General features: G+C 69.7%; 22 protein-coding genes and 1 tRNA gene. 19 read left to right on the top strand and 4 right to left on the bottom strand.

The window, feature by feature from the left end:
- Nucleotides 1–115: 115 nt before the first annotated feature.
- A complete protein-coding gene (locus tag ACQE3L_RS09605) occupies nucleotides 116–871 on the bottom strand; it encodes an SDR family NAD(P)-dependent oxidoreductase (protein ID WP_426963552.1) in 756 nt (251 codons plus the stop codon).
- 120 nt (nucleotides 872–991) lie between these two features.
- On the opposite strand from ACQE3L_RS09605, the gene ACQE3L_RS09600 reads away from it, so the two are divergent.
- The 6 genes from ACQE3L_RS09600 to ACQE3L_RS09575 all read left to right on the top strand — a co-directional run bounded on the left by ACQE3L_RS09600 (nucleotide 992) and on the right by ACQE3L_RS09575 (nucleotide 6114).
- Complete coding sequence (locus ACQE3L_RS09600) at nucleotides 992–2017, top strand: succinylglutamate desuccinylase/aspartoacylase family protein (protein WP_426963551.1); 1026 nt, start codon at nucleotides 992–994, stop codon at nucleotides 2015–2017.
- A 95-nt stretch (nucleotides 2018–2112) separates the two neighbouring features.
- Nucleotides 2113–2538, top strand: coding sequence for a succinate dehydrogenase, cytochrome b556 subunit (gene sdhC / locus ACQE3L_RS09595; RefSeq protein ID WP_058366052.1), 426 nt, complete (start codon nucleotides 2113–2115; stop codon nucleotides 2536–2538).
- A 1-nt stretch (nucleotide 2539) separates the two neighbouring features.
- Entirely contained in the window at nucleotides 2540–2911 is a 372-nt protein-coding gene (locus ACQE3L_RS09590) for a succinate dehydrogenase/fumarate reductase transmembrane subunit (protein ID WP_426963550.1), read from the top strand.
- 1 nt (nucleotide 2912) lies between these two features.
- Nucleotides 2913–3815: a succinate dehydrogenase/fumarate reductase iron-sulfur subunit gene (locus ACQE3L_RS09585; protein ID WP_426963548.1), complete on the top strand. Its 903-nt coding sequence runs from the start codon at nucleotides 2913–2915 to the stop codon at nucleotides 3813–3815.
- Nucleotides 3816–3829: 14 nt separating this feature from the next.
- The gene (locus ACQE3L_RS09580) at nucleotides 3830–5662 is read left to right on the top strand and encodes an FAD-binding protein (RefSeq protein WP_426963547.1); all 1833 of its coding nucleotides are present in this window, start codon (nucleotides 3830–3832) and stop codon (nucleotides 5660–5662) included.
- Nucleotides 5663–5883: 221 nt separating this feature from the next.
- On the top strand, nucleotides 5884–6114 hold the full coding sequence (locus tag ACQE3L_RS09575; RefSeq protein ID WP_058366062.1) for a helix-turn-helix domain-containing protein: 231 nt from the start codon (nucleotides 5884–5886) through the stop codon (nucleotides 6112–6114).
- 175 nt (nucleotides 6115–6289) lie between these two features.
- Here ACQE3L_RS09575 and ACQE3L_RS09570 read toward each other — a convergent pair whose 3' ends face one another.
- Nucleotides 6290–7387 (bottom strand): hypothetical protein, encoded by a 1098-nt coding sequence (locus ACQE3L_RS09570; RefSeq protein ID WP_426963546.1) that lies wholly within the window; start codon nucleotides 7385–7387, stop codon nucleotides 6290–6292.
- Nucleotides 7388–7552: 165 nt separating this feature from the next.
- On the opposite strand from ACQE3L_RS09570, the gene ACQE3L_RS09565 reads away from it, so the two are divergent.
- From ACQE3L_RS09565 to ACQE3L_RS09555, 3 genes are all read left to right on the top strand, one after another.
- A complete protein-coding gene (locus tag ACQE3L_RS09565) occupies nucleotides 7553–8266 on the top strand; it encodes a uracil-DNA glycosylase (protein WP_426963545.1) in 714 nt (237 codons plus the stop codon).
- A gap of 97 nt (nucleotides 8267–8363) precedes the next feature.
- The gene (locus ACQE3L_RS09560) at nucleotides 8364–9158 is read left to right on the top strand and encodes a DUF2064 domain-containing protein (protein WP_426963544.1); all 795 of its coding nucleotides are present in this window, start codon (nucleotides 8364–8366) and stop codon (nucleotides 9156–9158) included.
- 504 nt (nucleotides 9159–9662) lie between these two features.
- Nucleotides 9663–9746, top strand: a tRNA-Ser gene (locus ACQE3L_RS09555).
- Between the two features lie 50 nt (nucleotides 9747–9796).
- Here ACQE3L_RS09555 and ACQE3L_RS09550 read toward each other — a convergent pair.
- Nucleotides 9797–10198 (bottom strand): universal stress protein, encoded by a 402-nt coding sequence (locus ACQE3L_RS09550; protein WP_058366110.1) that lies wholly within the window; start codon nucleotides 10196–10198, stop codon nucleotides 9797–9799.
- Nucleotides 10199–10253: 55 nt separating this feature from the next.
- Complete coding sequence (locus ACQE3L_RS09545; protein WP_426963543.1) at nucleotides 10254–11684, bottom strand: bifunctional metallophosphatase/5'-nucleotidase; 1431 nt, start codon at nucleotides 11682–11684, stop codon at nucleotides 10254–10256.
- 286 nt (nucleotides 11685–11970) lie between these two features.
- On the opposite strand from ACQE3L_RS09545, the gene rpl7ae reads away from it, so the two are divergent.
- From rpl7ae to ACQE3L_RS09495, 10 genes are all read left to right on the top strand, one after another.
- Entirely contained in the window at nucleotides 11971–12333 is a 363-nt protein-coding gene (rpl7ae, locus tag ACQE3L_RS09540; protein ID WP_058366108.1) for a 50S ribosomal protein L7Ae, read from the top strand.
- Nucleotides 12334–12339: 6 nt separating this feature from the next.
- A complete protein-coding gene (locus tag ACQE3L_RS09535; RefSeq protein ID WP_058366107.1) occupies nucleotides 12340–12564 on the top strand; it encodes a 30S ribosomal protein S28e in 225 nt (74 codons plus the stop codon).
- 3 nt (nucleotides 12565–12567) lie between these two features.
- Nucleotides 12568–12762 carry a 50S ribosomal protein L24e gene (locus ACQE3L_RS09530; protein WP_426963542.1) on the top strand — a complete coding sequence of 65 codons (195 nt, stop codon included), beginning with the start codon at nucleotides 12568–12570 and terminating at the stop codon, nucleotides 12760–12762.
- Nucleotides 12759–13238 (top strand): nucleoside-diphosphate kinase, encoded by a 480-nt coding sequence (ndk, locus tag ACQE3L_RS09525; protein WP_426963541.1) that lies wholly within the window; start codon nucleotides 12759–12761, stop codon nucleotides 13236–13238. Before ACQE3L_RS09530 ends, ndk begins: the two co-directional genes overlap by 4 nt.
- 779 nt (nucleotides 13239–14017) lie before the next feature.
- Nucleotides 14018–14311 carry a 50S ribosomal protein L21e gene (locus ACQE3L_RS09520; RefSeq protein ID WP_426963540.1) on the top strand — a complete coding sequence of 98 codons (294 nt, stop codon included), beginning with the start codon at nucleotides 14018–14020 and terminating at the stop codon, nucleotides 14309–14311.
- A gap of 4 nt (nucleotides 14312–14315) precedes the next feature.
- A complete protein-coding gene (locus tag ACQE3L_RS09515; protein WP_426963539.1) occupies nucleotides 14316–14672 on the top strand; it encodes an RNA polymerase Rpb4 family protein in 357 nt (118 codons plus the stop codon).
- Between the two features lie 111 nt (nucleotides 14673–14783).
- Complete coding sequence (locus ACQE3L_RS09510) at nucleotides 14784–15533, top strand: DUF655 domain-containing protein (RefSeq protein ID WP_426963538.1); 750 nt, start codon at nucleotides 14784–14786, stop codon at nucleotides 15531–15533.
- 88 nt (nucleotides 15534–15621) lie between these two features.
- A complete protein-coding gene (locus ACQE3L_RS09505; RefSeq protein ID WP_426963537.1) occupies nucleotides 15622–16569 on the top strand; it encodes a 16S ribosomal RNA methyltransferase A in 948 nt (315 codons plus the stop codon).
- 5 nt (nucleotides 16570–16574) lie between these two features.
- Nucleotides 16575–17687: a mechanosensitive ion channel family protein gene (locus tag ACQE3L_RS09500; protein WP_426963536.1), complete on the top strand. Its 1113-nt coding sequence runs from the start codon at nucleotides 16575–16577 to the stop codon at nucleotides 17685–17687.
- A complete protein-coding gene (locus ACQE3L_RS09495) occupies nucleotides 17684–18256 on the top strand; it encodes a HemK2/MTQ2 family protein methyltransferase (protein ID WP_426963535.1) in 573 nt (190 codons plus the stop codon). The genes ACQE3L_RS09500 and ACQE3L_RS09495 overlap by 4 nt, the downstream gene beginning before the upstream one ends.
- Nucleotides 18257–18261: the final 5 nt, after the last annotated feature.

Genomic DNA, 18261 nt, shown 5'->3' with positions numbered 1-18261 from the left:
CGGGACGGTAAAAACTCCTCAGTTATTCCCTCGGATCGCGGAAACGATCGGCCGCGGCCGCACCGCCGGTCGGCCCCCGAGAGACCGGTCGGCCGAACCGTCGGACTCCGTCCGCTCAGACCGCCGAGAGGCCGCCGTCGACGACCAGCTCCGTGCCGGTCACGTAATCGGCCTCGTCGCTCAGCAGGTAACAGACCGCCCGCGCCACGTCCGCGGGGTCGCCGAACCGCTCCGCGGGGATCTCGCCCTCGTAGCGTTCCTCGCGCTCGGCGCCGACGGTGGGCACGTCCTCGGTGGTCATCGCGGTCTCGATCACGCCCGGTCGGACCGCGTTGACCCGGATCTCGGGGGCGAAGGCGTCGGCCATCGACTTCGTGAAGTTCGAGACGGCGGCCTTCGCGCCGTCGTAGACGGGGTGGTCGGCGTTGCCGTGGCCGGCGGCGACGCTGGAGACGTTGACGATCGCCCCCGCGTCCATGTGGCGGGCGGCCGCCTGGCCGCCGAAGAAGGTCCCCTTGGCGTTGACGTCCATCATCGCGTCGTAGTCGGCCTCGTCGACCGCCGCGTACGCCTCGCGCCGGAAGATGCCGGCGTTGTTGACGAAGCCGTCCAGCCCGCCGAACCGGTCCGCGGCCGCGGCGGCCCGGTCCAGGTCCGCGGGGACGGTCACGTCGCACTCCACGAACGCGGCGTCGCGGTCGGTCTCCGCGGGAACCCGCTCGTGCGTGGGGGTCCCGTCGAGCCGCGGTTCCTCGCGCACGTCCGCCACGACCACGTCCGCGCCCCGCTCGGCGGCGTGCAGACAGGTCGCGCGGCCGATGCCCGACGCCCCGCCGGTGACGACGACCGTTCGGTCCGTGAGGTCGATCATACCGACGCTTGGGCCGGTCGCTCCCTCAAAGTCACGGCCGGGCGGATCGGGGTCGCTGGCGCCGACCGCCGCGGTCCCGCGGTCGCCATATATATCCCCGCGGCCGTGCTCCGAGCGAGCATGAGCGACGACGGGTCCTTCACCTACAACGGCGGTGCGGTCGCGCCGGGTGAGACCCAGAACCTGCGATACGGCATCAGCGAGACGTACCTCGGCGACCCCGTCCGGATCCCCGTGACGATCATCAACGGCGAGCGCGACGGGCCGACCGCGTTTCTGTCGGCGGCCGCCCACGGGGACGAGCTGAACGGCATCGAGGTCGTCCGGGAGGTGGCCCACGAGTGGGACCTCTCGGAGCTGGCGGGGACCATCGTCTGTCTCCCCGTGCTCAACGTGCCGGGCTTCCTGGCCCAGCAGCGCTACCTGCCCGTCTACGACCGCGACCTGAACCGGTCGTTCCCGGGACGTGCGGGGTCGACGAGCTCCAAGCGGATGGCCCACCAGATATTCACGAACTTCGTCGAGCCGTGCGACCTCGGCATCGACTTCCACACGTCCACGCGCGGTCGGACGAACATGCTCCACGTCCGCGCGGACATGGCCGACGAGGACGTCCACCGGCTCGGGATGGCGTTCGGATCGAACGTCGTGATCGACAGCGAGGGCCCCTCGGGGACGCTCCGCGGGGAGGCGACCGCGGCCGGGATCCCCACGATAACCGTCGAGATGGGCGAGGCCCACCGGTTCCAGCGCGGCCTGATCGACGCGGCGCTCGCGGGCGTCGAGTCCGCCTTCGCGGAGTACGGCCTGCTGGAGCAGTCGTCGGTCCGGTGGCCGGGGTGGCGCACGATCATCGCCGGCTCGGACGAGAAGACGTGGATCCGCGCGGACGCGGGCGGCATCGTGGACATGCACTACGACTCCGGCGCGCTGGTCCGCGAGGGCGACCGCATCGCCACGATCACCAACCCGTTCAAGGACGACAACGAGCCGGTGGCCGCGCCGTTCACGGGACTGCTGGTCGGCGTGCTGGAGAACCCCGTCGTCTATCCGGGCAACCCCCTCTGTCACCTCGTCGAGCTGGACGAGCCGACCCGCCGCGTGGTCGAGGCCGAACAGGCGCCCGCGGACGCCCGCGGCGCATAGGCGACGGCGCGGCGACGGTGCCGACCCGGTCGGACCGCGCGCCACACGCCGTGTTAGAAACTACTAAACCACCGCGGGACCGACCCGCATACGGCATGAGTCAGTCGTACAATCGAGGCCTCATCGAGGACTTCGGCCGGTGGCGGGAGTTCTCAGCGGGGATGTGGGCCTGGATCTTCCACAAGTTCACCGGCTGGGTGCTTGTGGGCTATCTGTTCACCCATATTGCCGTGTTGAGTACCGCGATCCCGGCGGCGGGGGCCGAGGAAGCAGTGCTGACGGCGGGCGAGGACGTCTACACGCAGACGATCGTCACGCTGGAGGACCTGCTCCTCGTTCGGATCCTCGAGGTCGGGCTGCTCGCGGTGGCCGTGTTCCACATCCTGAACGGGACGCGGCTCCTGCTCGTGGACCTCGGCATCGGGCTGGAATCGCAAGACAAGAGCTTCTACGCGTCGCTGATCCTGACGGGAGCGATCACCGTCGCGTCAGTGCCGACGTTCATCGCGGGGGCCTTCTGAGATGGCCGAACGCTACTCCTCGTTCACGCCGGGCGGGACCTCGTGGCTCCTCCAGCGGATCACGGCCGCGTTCCTGATCGGCGTGTTGGCGTTCCACTTCTTCCTGCTCCACTTCGTCCACCACGCGGACGAGGTGTCGTTCCTGATGAGCGCCGGCCGCATGGAGACGTGGAGCTACTACTCGCTGATGGTGCTGTTCCTGATCACGGCGACGTTCCACGGCGTCAACGGCGTCTACAACGCGCTGATCAATCAGGGCCTGTCGGGCACCAAACGCACCGCGGTCAAGTGGACGCTGATCGCCGCGAGCGTCCTCCTGATCGCACAGGGGATCCGCACCGCGAACGCGTGGGCCGGAATCGGGATCTACTGACATGAGTACGGACGCACCACAGACCACGGACGAGACGAGCGAAACGAGCACGGAGGACGCGCCGGCCGAGGCGCCCTCCGCCGGCGACCGCCGCCGCGCCGAGAAGCAGGAGCGCGCGGCCGAACGCGCACAGGCGGACGCCGAGGCGGAGGCGGCCGCGGAGGCCGACGAGAACACGGTCCACCTCAAGGTCTTCCGGTACGACCCCGAGGTGGAGGGCAAACAGGAGCCCCGCTTCGACGACTTTCACGTCCCCTACGAGAAGGGGATGACCGTCCTCGACGCGCTGATGTACGCGCGGGACACCTACGACTCCTCGCTCACCTTCCGGCACTCCTGCCGGCAGGCGATCTGCGGCTCCGACGCCCTGTTCGTGGACGGTTCTCAGCGCCTGGGCTGTAAGACCCAGCTGTCGGACTTGGATATGGAGACGCCGATCCGGATCGAGCCGCTGCCGCACGCGGACGTCGTGAAGGACCTGGTCGTCGACATGGAGCACTTCTACGAGCAGATGGAGGCGGTCGAGCCGTACTTCCAGACCGACGACCTTCCCGACGAGGAACTGGAGGAACAGCGACAGAGCCGGGAGAACCGCGAGAAGGTGAAGATGTCCACGCGCTGTATCTGGTGTAGCGCGTGTATGTCCTCCTGTAACATCGCGGCCGGAGACAACGAGTACCTCGGGCCGGCGGCGATCAACAAGGCGTACCGCTTCGCGATGGACGAACGGGAGGGCGAGGAGATGAAACAGAAGCGGCTGGAGATCCTCGAACAGGAACACGGCGTCTGGCGCTGTCAGACCCAGTTCTCCTGCACGAACGTCTGCCCGAAGGACATCCCGCTCACCGAGCACATCCAGGAGCTCAAGCGGGAGGCCGTCAAGAACAACCTCAAGTTCTGGTAACCACACGATCACACATGCACGAACACGACGTCATCGTCGTCGGCGCGGGCGGCGCCGGCCTCCGCGCGGCCATCGCCGCACAGGAGGCGGGGGCCGACGTGGCCATCGTCACGAAGCTCCATCCGGTCCGGTCCCACACCGGGGCCGCGGAGGGCGGCATCAACGCCGCGCTCCGGGACGGGGACGACTGGACGGACCACGCCTACGACACCATGAAGGGGTCCGACTACCTCGGGGACGCCCCCGCGGTCGAGACCCTCTGTAAGGACAGCCCGAAGGAGACGATCCAGCTCGAACACTGGGGGATGGCCTTCTCGCGCGAGGAGGACGGCCGCGTCTCCCAGCGACCGTTCGGCGGTCTCTCGTTCCCGCGGACGACGTACGCGGGCGCCGAGACCGGCCACCAACTGCTCCACACGATGTACGAGCAGGTAGTCAAACGCGGCGTCACCGTCTACGACGAGTGGCACGTGATGAACCTCGCGGTCACCGACGAGGAGCGCCCGTCGGACCGGAGCTGTCACGGCGTCGTCGCCTACGACATCAAGACCGGCTCCGTGGAGGGCTTCCGCGCGAACGACGGGGTCATCCTCGCGACCGGCGGGCTGGGGCAGGTGTTCGACCACACCACCAACGCGGTCGCCAACACCGGCGACGGCGTCGCGATGGCCTACCGCGCGGGCGTCCCCATGGAGGACATGGAGTTCATCCAGTTCCACCCGACGACGCTCCCCTCCACGGGCGTCCTCATCTCCGAGGGGGTCCGCGGCGAGGGCGGCATCCTCTACAACGACGAGGGCGAGCGGTTCATGTTCGAGCACGGCTACGCCAACAACGACGGCGAGCTCGCCTCCCGCGACGTTGTCTCCCGCGCCGAGCTGACGGAGGTCAACGAGGGCCGCGGCATCGAGGACGAGTACGTCCACCTCGACATGCGCCACCTCGGCGAGGAGCGCATCCTCGACCGGCTGGAGAACATCCTCCACCTCGCGGAGGACTTCGAGGGCGCCGACGGGCTGGAAGAGCCGATGCCGGTCAAGCCCGGCCAGCACTACGCGATGGGCGGCGTCGAGACCGACGAGAACGGCGAGACGTGCATCGACGGGCTCTACGCGGCCGGCGAGTGCGCCTGCGTCTCCGTCCACGGCGGCAACCGCCTCGGCGGCAACGCGCTGCCGGAGCTCATCGTCTTCGGACGGCGCGCCGGGCAACACGCGGCCGGCGACGACCTCGGCGAGCCGCAGATCACGACCGGCAAGAGCGACGACTACGAGCCCGCGGAGATCGACTCGCCGGTGCCCGTCGGCGCGGTCGACCCGGACGAGGGCACCGAACCGGCGGCCGCGGATGGCGGGGCCGCGGACGGGGACGCGGTGCTCGACACGGCGGTCGAGGCCGAGCGCGAGCGCGTCGAGGAGCTGCTCGACTCGGAGGGGATCAACCACGCGGAGGTCCGCTCGGAGGTACAGGAGACGATGACGGCCAACGTCAACGTCTTCCGCGAGGAGGAGGGACTCAAGCAGGCGCTCGCGGACATCCGCGACGCCCGCGAACGCTACCAGGAGGTCGGCGTCTCGGACCCCTCGCGGACGTTCAACACGGACCTGATCCACACCATGGAGACGCGGAACATCCTCGACATCGCGGAGGCGCTCACCGTGGGCGCGCTCGCGCGCAACGAGTTCCGCGGCGCCCACTGGCGCAAGGAGAACCAGCACCGCGACGACGAGAACTGGCTCAAGCACACGCTGATCACGTGGAACGACGGCGAGCCGGAGCTCGGCTACAAGCCGGTCATCCTCGAGGGCGAGGACAAGACCTACGAGCCGAAGGTCCGCTCGTACTGAGCGGGCTCCGGGCCGCGCAGGACCGGGCGCCGTGAGAGCGGCTGTCCGTCACGGGTCGAACTTTTCGCCCGCATTGCGGCGATCGCGGCGCGAACCGCGACTAACTCGAACGCGGATTAGTTCTGTATCCCCCGTCAGGCGGCCGCTCGTGGCGATACTCCCGTTTTCGACGTTCGTTGAATAGGGGGTTTATTATCGTCGAACCACAGTGGTCGAGTATGATGATGGAACCCGAGACAGCGACGGGCGCCACGACGCCGGCGCTCCCGCCCGAACTCCAGTCGCCGCGTGCGAAGCTGGTCTATCTCTACCTGACGACGAACGACGGCGCCAGCGTGGCGGACATGGCCGAGTCGCTGGGGATGAAGAAGATCTCGCTGTACAGCATCCTGAAGACGCTCCGCAAGGAGGGACTCGTCGAGGGGACCGACGACCGCTACGCGCTGGCCTGACCGACGACCGAACCGTCGGCGTGTGCCGCTTCCCGGTGCGGTCGATCCTCCGACCGTTCGGGACCGGCTCGACGCGAGCGCCGTACGACGCCTGATTCTCGGCCCGCCACCTGTTCCGGACGCCGTCAGGAGCTCCAGCCGACGGCGTTCCCGGACCGAACCCGTCGGCGCGAACTCAGACCACGGACAGCACCACCTGAAGCGCCTTCGGGGCCACGATCCCGACCGCGATCTGCGACCACATCGTGAACGTCGCGGGGTACTCCTTCGTGGAGGTGATATACTCCACCTGCGTGCGGTATCGCTCGTACTCCGCGGGCGGCTCCGCGACGTCCACGTTCTCGATCCGCCAGGGGTCGTCGATATGCTCGCGGGCCCGGCGGTCCAGCCGGTGGAGCTGCTCGCGCTTCTCCCGGTTCATGTATCGGTGGAGCGCGTAGATGCCCCACCCCATCGTCACCACGGCCGCGGCCCAGACCGCGGTGAATCCGAGGTTCGCGACCGCCCCCGGCCGTTCGAGTGCGGTGTACGCGAACACGCCGCTGAGGAGGAAGGGGCCGTAGAGCGCGACCGCGTAGCCGACGAGCCCGAGCATGAGGTAGTAGTACGCGAACTTCACGAGCTCCCCGAACGGACGCATTCCGCCGAGCTTCTCCGGATCGAGGAAGTCCAGATCCACCTCGGAGCGCAGCAGTCGCCACGGCAACAGCACCTCGACCGAGAGGTACGTCGCGAGGAACGTCGCGAACACCGGCACGTAACCGAGCGGCAGGATCACGGCGAACCGAAGGACGCGCTCGGGCCCGCCCACGGCGTACAGCTCCGGGAGCGTGAGGATCGCCACGGCGTTATACACCGTGAACGCGACGCCGACGAGGACGAGGGCGGCGGTGAGTCGGTCGGGGACGAGCGGCGCGAAGCGCTCGGTTGACGACGCGCGCTCGACGAGGTGGCTTCGCTCGACGGCACGGCCGTACCGCCGATACAGCGCGCCCGTCGCCATCGCCGCGCCGACGAGCATCGCGGCGTTGAGGAGCCTGAGCGGATTCGTGAGGTACACCACCTCGTAGCCCGCCCAGAGGTTGTACAGCTGCAACACGCCGTTCTCGAGCAACACGACGAGCACGCTGTACGCGGTGAGCGCGTTGATCGGTTCCGACGCGAATCGCTCCGGCAGGAGACGCCGGATCCCGATCCGGTCAAGCAACCGGACGAGGACCGGCGTCCCGGTAAACGTCGCTATCGCTCCCCCATCACCCGGATCGGTGGACATGCCTTGGGCTATCGACATGTGCTAATAAATCCTGTTCCGGGGCGCCGCCAGTCCGGACTTTCGCCTCGTCGTGATTCGCGGAGGGGTCGAACGCCGTCGGCGGTCGGGCCGGAACCGGACTGCGACGACCGGTGCGGTTTTGGCTCCGGACGGCGGAGTACGGGCGTGGACGCTCACCAGCGCGAGTTCGCGAACCCCTTCGGGATGGACGCCGACTGCCGCAACTGCGAGGCGCTCTGTGAGACGCGTCAGAACGTCGTTCACGGCTACGGCGACGTGGGCGGCGAGTTCGTGGTGGTCGGGGAGGCACCCACCGCGGGCGCGGACGCGGCGGGCGTCCCCTTCGTCGGCGACGCGGCCGGCGAGCGCGTCCTGTCCGCGTTCGCGGACCTCGGGTTCGTTCGGTCCGGGCCGGGCCTGGAGGGGTCCGGCGCCGCGGAGGCGGCCGATGTCGCGGAGGGGGCCGACGGTGCCGCGGACTCCGACGCGTCGGCCGGCGTCGAGCCCGACGTCCAGAACGTCTTCTTCACCTACCTGACGCGGTGTCGGCATCCCGACCGTGCGCCGGCCGACGACGAGGTCCTCGCGTGCGAGCCGTTTCTGAACGCGGAGATCCGGATGATCAACCCGCAGATCATCGTCCCGGTGGGGCAGCGCGCGCTGGAGGAGTTGGCGGTCGAGTACACCACGCGCCGCCCGGAGAGCTTCGACGCGGCTGCGGAACACGCCACCACGGTCCGCGGCCGCGGGTTCGAGCTCGTCCCGATGGCCGACCCGGAGACGCTGACGGACGACGACGTGGCGGCGTTCGTCGAGCACATGCGGGAGAACGTGCTCAGCCGCGACTACAGACAGACGAAGGGTCGGCAGAGTCGGTGATTCCGTCGCGGTCGACGCGGCCGCGCTCGCACGGCGAGCGGCGCGGTCGGTCCGTCGAAGCGGCGGGTTGAAGGGTCGCCCGCTCCGACCGGCGTTCATGACCGTCGTGGCCGTGCTGGCCGAGCCGCCCCGGGAGGGGCACGTTCTGACCCGCCTCGCGGAGACCTCGCCGCTGTCGGCCGCCGAGGCCGCCGACTGCTACGAGGCCGTGCTGCGCGATACCATGCTCGCGGTCCACCGCTCCGGGGGGGACCTGCTCGTGAACCACCCGACCGCCGACCAGCTGTCGGAGGGGGCGGGCGACGCGAGCGGCGGTGACGACACCGCGAGCGACGGGGCCGACCTCGCGCCGGAGGCCGAACTGCGCGCCATCGCCGCGGACACGCTGGCGTCGCTCGACGACGTGCGGTTCGAGCCGCAGGTCGGCTCGACGTTCGCGGCGCGCGCGGGCAACACCGTCACGCACCTGCTGCGCGAGGAGGGCGCTCGGTCGGTCGCGGTCGTCCGCCCGACGGCGCCGCTCCTGACCAGACAGATCGTCGACGCGGCCGCGATGAAGCTCCGCACCGCGGAGACGGTGCTCGGCCCCTCGACCGGCGGCCGGTGCTACTACGCGGGCTTCACCGACCCGATCGACTTCGCGGACGCGTTCGCGACGCCCGCGGTGACGACGCTCGCGGAGCGCTCCGCGGACGCGGGCAACGAGACCGAGTTCCTGGAGGCGACGCCGACGCTCGCGACCGGCGAGGACCTGGTCGACGCGGTCGCCACGCTGCGCGCCCGGTTCGCGGCCGAGCGCGTCGTCCCGAAACACGTCGCCGGATTCGTCCACGACCTCGGGTTGGACGTGGTCGACGGCGACGACGGCGACCCGACGCTGATCCGGGACTGATCGCGCTTCACGAGGGGAGTCTCGGGAGTCCAAAACGCAGTGGTGAGGGGGACGGTCCGAACGCGCGGGCGTCGTCAAGTTCGAACGCCCCAGCCGGCTCTCCGGACGACGCGTTTTCTGACTGTTCCGTTTCTGTTGCAGATTCCGCTGCTCTCGACAGCAGCATCCAGAAATCCCCACCGCGCCGCACTGCATCGCGGCAGTACCGCCCCGCAACCGCCCCGCAACCGCACGGCAACCGCACAGCAGGCGGCCGCGCCGCCGCCTCCACCGAAAATCGGAGCTTTTCGAGCAACCGGCGTGCAGTAGCGCGCGTTCCTCGCGCACGCCGACGCATATCGCCGGGATGTCGGGATCACTGACGGGAGCGGACAGGCTGACGCTGGAACGATGTCTCGACCCGTCTCCGGCTGCCGTGAGGGGCGACGGTCGCGGCGGACGGATGGCCGCCGGTCGGTCGCCGACCGACATTCATTAGTCGGGGCCCGGCCAACGCGCAGTCGCGGTGGGATGGCAGAGTGGCCCATTGCGCCTGCCTTGAAAGCAGGTAGCCTCACGGCTTCCTGGGTTCAAATCCCAGTCCCACCGTCACACGGTCGGCCGCCGCGGCGCTCCGTTCGGTCCGGTTCTCGCCCCGCTCAGTTCTCGACGGAGATGACGGTCGCGTCCAGCTTCTCGCGGAGGAACGCGTCGATGTCCGGGTCCGAGAGCAGTTTCCGGACCATCCGCCGCCAGCGCCCCGCCTGCTTCGAGCCGATGACGACCACGTCCGCGCCCTCCGCGGCGACCTCGTCGAGGATCGACTCCTCCACGAGGAACCCCTTGCGGACGACGTAGCGCGCGCGGTCGAGCGAGCCGAACTCCCGCTCGACGGCCCGCTTGAGCGCCATCCGGGTGACGTTGTGGCTGTCCTGATAGAGGTCGACGTGCAGCACCGTGAGGTCGGCGTCGCGCTCGTCCGCGATCCGGATCGCCTCGCTGAGGGTCGCCTTCGAGTGGCTCGACAGGGGGTACCGAACGGGAACCACGACCAGCGTCATGCCCGGGCAGTCGACCGGCGCCCTCAAAGAGTCTCCCCTTTCGGCACCGGCCGGCTCACTCCGCGGCGTCGGGGGCGGGGGTCGACCGCGCCCCCTCGACGATCCGGATCCGGCCCTCGATCTCGGGGTCGATGCCGTGCTCGCGGGCGTACTCCGCCAGCACCTCGTGCTGGATGCCGTCCTCGCCCGCGCGGTGGCGTTCCTCCAGCGTCGGGAACTCGTGGTCGGAGTGGAGCAGGTACTCGGAGGTCGCGAGCGTGTAGGTGGTGTTCGCTGCGATCGGGTCGCCGTCGACGGTCGCCTCGACCAGTTCCGCCGCCTCGGCGTCCCAGACGACGCGCGCGCCGGAGACGTGGCCGTGCCACCAGTCGTCCTCGCCGAAGTCCACGTCCGGCGCGGCCATCTCGCGGAGGACCGCGCGCAGTTCGGCGCCCGTCAGCTCGGTCACGACGACCGGCTCCTCGAAGGGGATCAGGCTGATCGTGTCCGCCTTCGTCACCGCGCCCGCGAAGGGATCTCCCTGCCGAAGTCCGCCGGCGTTCGAGAGGCCGACGTCCGCGTCGTGGGCCCACCGGAAGGCGTCCGCGACGAAGTTCCCGATCCGGCACTCGCCGCCGTGGACGACCTCGCCCGCGCGTTCGATGGGCTCGTCCACGTGCGCGACGACCTCGCCGAGGTCCGCCGCGGCCATGCGCCGCTCCAGCGCCTCGCGGAGGTCACCGTGCGGCGCCGCGCCGTCGCGCTCGTGGAAGGTCGCGGCCGGTGCATCTCGGGGGACTCCGTCCTCGGGTGCGTCGGCGGCACCGTCGAGGTCGACCTCGATCACGCACTGGCCGTTGACGCCCGGTCGGACGAGGAGGACGCCGTCGACGTACTCGTGTCTGCGGCTGTGGACGTGCCCGCCGAGAACCGCGTCCACGTCGAGTTCGCGGGCGAGGTCGTCGTCAGCGGAGCCGAGGTGCGAGAGGACGACGACGTGGTCGACGCCCTCGGCGCGGAGCTCCGCGACAGCCTCACGGGCGGCCGGGAGCGGGTCGTCGAACGTCAGCGGCGCCGCGAGGGGGTTCAGCGAGTCGGTCGCGGGGTCGGTGAGGCCGACGAAGCCGACGCGGTCGCCGCCCACCTCGCGGACCGCGTGCGGGACCACGCCCGCCTCGCGGCCGAAGGGGTCCCCGTTCTCGTCGCGGACGTTCGCGGAGACGAAGGTCGGGCCGGCGTCCGCCACGAGGTCGCGGAGCGCGTCCGGGCCGTAGTCGAACTCGTGGTTGCCGAAGGTGTCGAGCAGGGTGTCGGTGGCCGCGTAGAAGTCCGTCACCTGCCGGCCCTTGGCGACGAGCGAGAGGACGCCCGGCGCGGTCGTGTCGCCGGTCGCGACGACCGCCGCGTCCGGGCCGTCGAGCTCGCGGATCCGGCCGGCGAGGCGGGCGGCCCGCTCCGGAGTGTCGTAGACGTTCTCGATGTCGGAGTAGTGGAGGAGCCGAGCCATTCGGCGGAGAGTGGCTCCCCATCGGGTAAAAGGACTCGGAGTGGGCAGGCCCCGCGGGGGGACGTACCGCGGCCGCGACCGCTCGCGACCGGTCAGTCGCGTGACCCGAACCCCGCCGCGTCGGGGCATGAGCCGGTGTCCCACGGCCGGATCGCATTGAAAGCGCTTTTATGGTGTCCCACAGTATTCCGGGGTACAGCCTCTTCGGGGTTGATGATGTGCAGTGTCGTTAGGGATCGGCCACGGCACGAGCACGCGAGCCCACGGGGAGGAAAGGTGAACAACCATGGCAGTTTACGTAGACTACGACACCCCAGCCGACCTCGCAGAACGAGCCCTTGAGGCCCTCGAGGTCGCCCGAGACACCGGTAGCGTCAAGAAAGGAACCAACGAGACCACGAAGTCCGTCGAGCGCGGCAACGCGGACCTCGTCTTCGTCGCCGAGGACGTCTCCCCCGAGGAGATCGTGATGCACCTCCCCGAACTCGCCGAGGAGAAGGGCATCCCGGTCGTCTTCGTCGACACGCAGGACGAGGTCGGTCAGGCCGCCGGCCTGGAGGTCGGCTCCGCCGCCGCCGCCGTCGTCGACGCGGGCGACGCGTCCGACGACGTCGAGGACATCGCAGAGAAGGTCGAGGAACTCCGGTAACCCGCCATGAGCGCAGAAGAGGGCACCGGCGACTCGACGGCCGCGGAGGTCATCGAGGTCGTCGGCAAAACCGGGATGCACGGCGAGGCCATGCAGGTCAAGTGCCGCATCCAGGAAGGCTCGAACCAGGGCCGGATCATCACGCGAAACGTCCTGGGTCCCGTGCGGCTGGGCGACGTGCTCCAGCTCCGCGAGACTCAGCGGGACGCGGACTCCATCGGAGGGCAGTAGATCATGGTAGAGACACGAACGTGCGACTACACCGGCGAGGAGATCGAGCCCGGCACGGGCACGATGTACGTCAAGGTCGACGGCACCGTTCTCCACTTCGTCGACTCGAAGGCGGAGAAGAACTACTTCATGGGGCGTGAGGCCCGCGACCTCGAGTGGACCGAGGCCGGCCGCGCCGCCAAGGGCGAGAACGAATGAGCCACCACGACGAGCGGACCTTCGTGATGGTCAAGCCGGACGGCGTCCAGCGCGGCCTCATCGGCGAGGTCGTCTCCCGCTTCGAGGACCGCGGCCTGAAGCTCGTCGGCGGCAAGTTCATGCAGGTCGACGAGGAGCTCGCGCGCGAGCACTACGCGGAGCTCTCCGAGGAGCCCTTCTTCGAGGGCCTCGTCGAGTTCATCACCTCCGGGCCCGTCTTCGCGATGGTCTGGGAGGGCGCCGACGCGACCGCCCAGGTCCGAAGCATGGTCGGCGAGACCGACCCCGCCGAGTCCGCGCCCGGCACCATCCGCGGCGACCTCGGCCTCGACCTCGGACACAACGTCATCCACGCCTCGGACCACGAGGAAGAAGGCGCCAACGTCCGTGAGATCGACCTCTGGTTCGACGACGACGAACTCGTCGATTACGGCCTCGACACCGCCGCCTGGGTGTACGAGGACGAGGACCACTAGCGGACCGACGCGCGTCGCGACCGACGCGCCAATCCGCTTCGAACGTTTCCGATAGCGACTTCTTCACACACCACGTTTCCGGTGTAACCGAGCGCTTCAGCCGCTACATCCGCCGGAGACGGCGTTCGCGGTTTTCCACATCCGAATCGGGAACTCGGAACCAGCCGAAGTTCGAAACGCCTCGTGACCACGCCGAAACTTAGTGGAGCGGTGTGTTTTTATCTGTTTTTTGTCACTAGGTGGTGTTTTTGTGACTGCGGTCGGTGCTGCTGCCGGGGACAGGAACACCGAGAAAGCCCGAGCAGGCTGCCCCTTTCAGTCCCGCCCACCGCGACCGCACCGCGACCGCACCGCAACCGCCCCGCAACCGCCCCGCAACCGCCCCGCAACCGCCCGCAGGCCTCGCACCTCCCCAACCCCGGCCGCGGGCCGGCCGCGAACCGCACGACACCACAGGCGGCCGTGCCGCCGCCTCCACCGAATCGGAGATTTTCGAGCAGCCGGCGTGCAGTGGCGCGCCGGCGACCTCGCGCGGTCGCGGCGACACGCTCCGCAGTCGCGGCGACACGCTCCGCGGTCGCCGCGGCGCGCGCCGACAGCACCGCAAACACACCGTGACCGCACAGCACCGCCGCGAGTTTCAGAAATGCAAGTGTTCTGGACCAGTCTACACTACTCAGCATCGATCTCGACTGCGAACGCGCCGTGGGAGGCCGTGACGCATCCCGTCGCGGAACGCACCATTTATACGCGCCCCGACGGAACCTCGGGTCACGACTATGCCGAGTTCCAATGGGCCTCAGAAGGCGACCCGAAACAAGCTAGCGAACAAACCGCGGAACCGTGGCATTTCGCCGCCGCAGCGTGCCATTCAGGAGTACGACGAGGGCGACAGCGTCCACCTGAAGATCGACCCGAGCGTGCCGAAGGGCCGCTTCCACCCCCGCTTCGACGGCCGAACCGGGACCGTGATCGGCGAGCAGGGCTCCGCGTACAAGGTGGAGATCACCGACGGCGGCAAGGACAAGACCCTCATCGTCACGGCGGCGCACATGCGCCTCCAAGAGAACTGACGCGATGACGATCTTCAAGGAGAAGCTCGACGAGGAGACGATCACCACGGCGGAAGCCAAGGAGATCCTCGCCGAGATCGAGGCCGAGCGCGCCGACGACGAGGAGCGCGACCTCCGCTACGAGCTCGCGCGCGCCATCGAGCACGCGAACCGGTTCGCGCTCCTCGACGGCGAGGAGTCCCGCGAACTCGTCGAGGAGCTCGTCGAGCTCGAGAAGGTCGACGAGACGACCGCGATCAAGATCGCGGACCTGCTTCCCGAGGACCGGACGGAACTCCGCTCGGTGTTCGCCCAGGAGCGCTACTCGCTGAGCGGCGACGAGCTGGACGACATCCTCGACGTCGTCGCGAAGTACGCCTGAACGCCGGGGCCCACGCCCGGCAGGAACCGGGGCGTCCCGTCCGTGCGGTCGGTCCGGAACGCCGACCGCCGCGGGCGGTTTCTTAAGTATCACCTCCTCGTAGTGACGGGCATGAGTTCTCACGACGCCGGGACCGGCCGGAGCGTCTCGACCGCGGCGACCACCCGCCGCCTCCTCGCGGACGGCGGCGAGGCCGCCGACACGGAGTCCGACGGAGACTCGGCGTCCGGCGCGGTCGCGGACGAGGACACCGCAGACGGGGACGCTGCGGCCGACACGGCCGCGAGTGACGCCGCTTCCGATGGCGAAAGCGGGGAGTATGCCGTCCTGCTCGACGTGCTTCCGCAGGGTCGTCCGGGCGACGACCGCCCGCCATCCCAGAAGTCGCCGGTCGCGTACGCGCTCGGCGAGCCCCAGTTCCAGCTGTACGAGCTGACGCTGTCGTCCGCCGAGGAGCTCTCGGTGGGTGACCGGATCCGGATCGGACCGGAGGCGGCCGACGTGATCGACCGCTTCCGGGAGGTCGACCTCGGTGACCTGACGCACAACGCGGACGCGGAACTGGAGTACGCCGTCGAGGCGATCGTCGAGGCGAACGAGCGCCGCTTCGTCGACTTCTACAACGAGGCGGGACCGATCAGCCTCCGACTCCACCAGCTCAACCTGCTGCCGGGCATCGGCGAGAAGCTCAGGAACGACATCCTCGACGAGCGCAAGCGCGGCCCCTTCGAGAGCTTCGCGGACGTCGAAGAGCGCATCTCCGGACTGCATAGCCCCCGGGAGGTGATCGTCGACCGCATCGTCGAGGAGCTCCGCGAGGAGGACCTGAAGTACCAGCGGTTCGTCGGCTACGAGGGGTAGTGCCGTCCGCGGAGCCGCGGCCCCCTCGTCGAGGAGCCAGCACCCGAAAACGGGGGCTTTACCCGGAATCGTCGCGTAGCCGCGGGCAATGACCGACCCATCGACACCGGCGTCGCCCGACGCGGACGGGGACGGCCGGCCGACGGGCGACCGCGATCCCGACGCGCTGATCCGCCGTGCGGGCCTCGCCGTGGATCCCGATCAGGATCAGCACTTCCTCGTCGACGACCGCGTGCTCGACCGTATCCCGGGCTACCTCCCCGACGGGACCGACACGAGCCGCGTGCTGGAGATCGGCGGCGGTGCGGGCGCGCTGACCGACCGCCTGCTCGCTCTGGTCGGCGGCGGCGAGGGGGTCGGGGACGACGCGGGCGACCGGGGGCAGTCCGACGGTCACGGGACTCTCACGGTCGTGGAGCGCAACGCCGACTACGCCGGCTTCCTCCGCGAGGAGTTCGCGGACGCGGTCGCGGCCGGCCGGCTGGAGGTGGTGACCGGCGACGCCCTGGACGTGGCGCTGCCCGAGTTCACCGCCTGTGTCGCAAATCTGCCGTACGGCGCGTCCTCGGAGATCGCCTTCCGCCTGTTCCCCGAAAAGCGACCCATGGTCCTGATGTTCCAGCAGGAGTTCGCCGAGCGGATGGTCGCGGAGCCGGGGACGAGCGAGTACGGTCGGCTCTCGGTCTCCGCCCAGCACTACGCCGACGTGGAGATCGCGGAGCACGTTCCGCGCGAGGCGTTCTCGCCGCCGCCGGCGGTCCAGAGCGCGGTGGTGCGGTGTACGCCCCGGGACCCCGACTACGAGGTCGCCGACGAGGCGTTCTTCCTCGGGTTCGTGAAGGCGCTGTTCACGCAGCGCCGCAAGACGGTCCGGAACGCGATCCGGAACACCGCCCACATCTCCGGGCTGGGCGCACCCGAGGCGGTCGTCGAGGCGGCAGACGAGGACCTGCTCCGCAAGCGGCCGGGTGACCTCGCGCCCGCCGGCTTCGCGGCGCTCGCGGAGCTGGCGCGCGAGCACGGCCAGCCGGAGTGATCACCGTGACGGACCTCGCGCAACTGTCGCTGAACACGACGACGCGTCTCGCCGTCACCGTCGCCATCGTGATCTCGATCCTCGCCGTGCGGTTCATCGTCCGGCGATACCGCGAGCGCCGTGGCGGCGACCTCGGGGCGGTCCAGCGGCTGGTGTTGTCGACGGCCATTGCGGGGACCACCGCGCTGGGCGTCCTCGGGATGCTCGGCGTCTGGGAGCTGAGCGGCGCCCTCTACGACGCGTACGGCAACCTCGACCTGGCGGGCCAGGTCCCGGAGATCGTCCTCGCGATCGTCATCCTCGGCGGCGCCTACGCGCTGACGGACTTCGTCGGCCAGGTGATCCGCGAGATCGTGAGCGCGGGCGACTCGGTCTCGGACCATCAGCAGGAGGTGATCTACCGGCTCACGCAGCTGACGATCTACGCGGTCGCGTTCCTCGTGGTGGTCGGACTGTTCACCGAGAACCTCGGCAGCCTCCTCGTGGGGGCCGGCTTCCTCGGCATCGTGGTCGGGATGGCCGCCCGCCAGACGCTCGGCGCGGTGCTTGCCGGCATCGTCCTGATGTTCTCGCGGCCGTTCGAGATCGGCGACTGGGTCGAGGTCGGCGAGTACGAGGGCGTCGTCACCGACATCACCATCGTCAACACGCGGATCCGGACGTTCGACGGGGAGCACGTCACCATCCCCAACGACGTGATCGGCGGAAACCCGGTGCTCGACCGCACGAAGGAGGACCGGCTCCGCATCGAGGTCGAAGTCGGCGTCGACTACGAGGACGACCCGGAGCGCGCCGCAGAGGTCGCCGTCGAGGCGGTCGAGGGCGTCGACAACGTCCTGCAGATGCCGTCGCCGCAGGTGGTCGGCAAGCGGTTCGCCGACTCGGCGGTCGTGCTCGGCGTGCGCTACTGGATCGACAACCCCAGTTCCCGGAAGCGGTGGCGCACGCGCACGGGCGTCATCGCCGCGGTCCACGAGGCGTTCGCCGAGGAGGGGATCACCATCCCGTTCCCGCAGCGCACGCACTCCGCCCGCGAGGGCGGCGTCGGGGTCCGCCTCGACGACGCCGACGACCGGGGTCGGGGTGAAGAGGCCTCGGACGGGGGCGGCGACCGATGACCGACCTCGCCGAGCGCCGCGGTGCCGAGACGGCGGTCTACCAGCCCGCCGAGGACTCGGGCCTGCTCGCGGAGGCGGCGCTGGAGCGCGCCGCGGGCCGAACCCTGGAGGTCGGGACCGGCTCGGGGTGGGTCGCGGAGCGCGTCGCGACGGGGACCGACTGCGAGGTGGTCGCCAGCGACCTCAACCCGCACGCCTGCCGCGAGGCGCGCGACCGCGGGCTGTCGGTCGTCCGCGCGGACCTGCTCTCGCCGTTCGCCGACGGCAGCTTCGAGACGGTCCTGTTCAACCCGCCGTACCTGCCGACCGAGCCCGACAACGAGTGGTCCGACTGGATGGAGGCGGCGCTGTCGGGCGGTGAGACCGGCCGTGAGCTGATCGAGCCGTTCCTCGCGGACGTGGGGCGCGTCCTCCGGCCGGACGGACGCGTCCTGCTGCTCGTGAGCTCGCTGACCGGGTACGAGGAGGTGCTGGCGCTCGCGGAGGCGGCGGGGTTCGAACACGAGAAAGCCGTCGAGGAGTCGTTCCCGTTCGAGACGCTCACGGTGCTGGAGCTGACGCGGGAGTAGCGGAA

Source organism: Haloparvum alkalitolerans (assembly GCF_050122995.1).
GTDB classification, from domain to species: Archaea; Halobacteriota; Halobacteria; order Halobacteriales; family Haloferacaceae; genus Haloparvum; species Haloparvum alkalitolerans.
The sequence above is the reverse complement of the archived record's forward strand: the minus strand, read 5'-3'. Positions and strand labels throughout refer to the sequence as shown.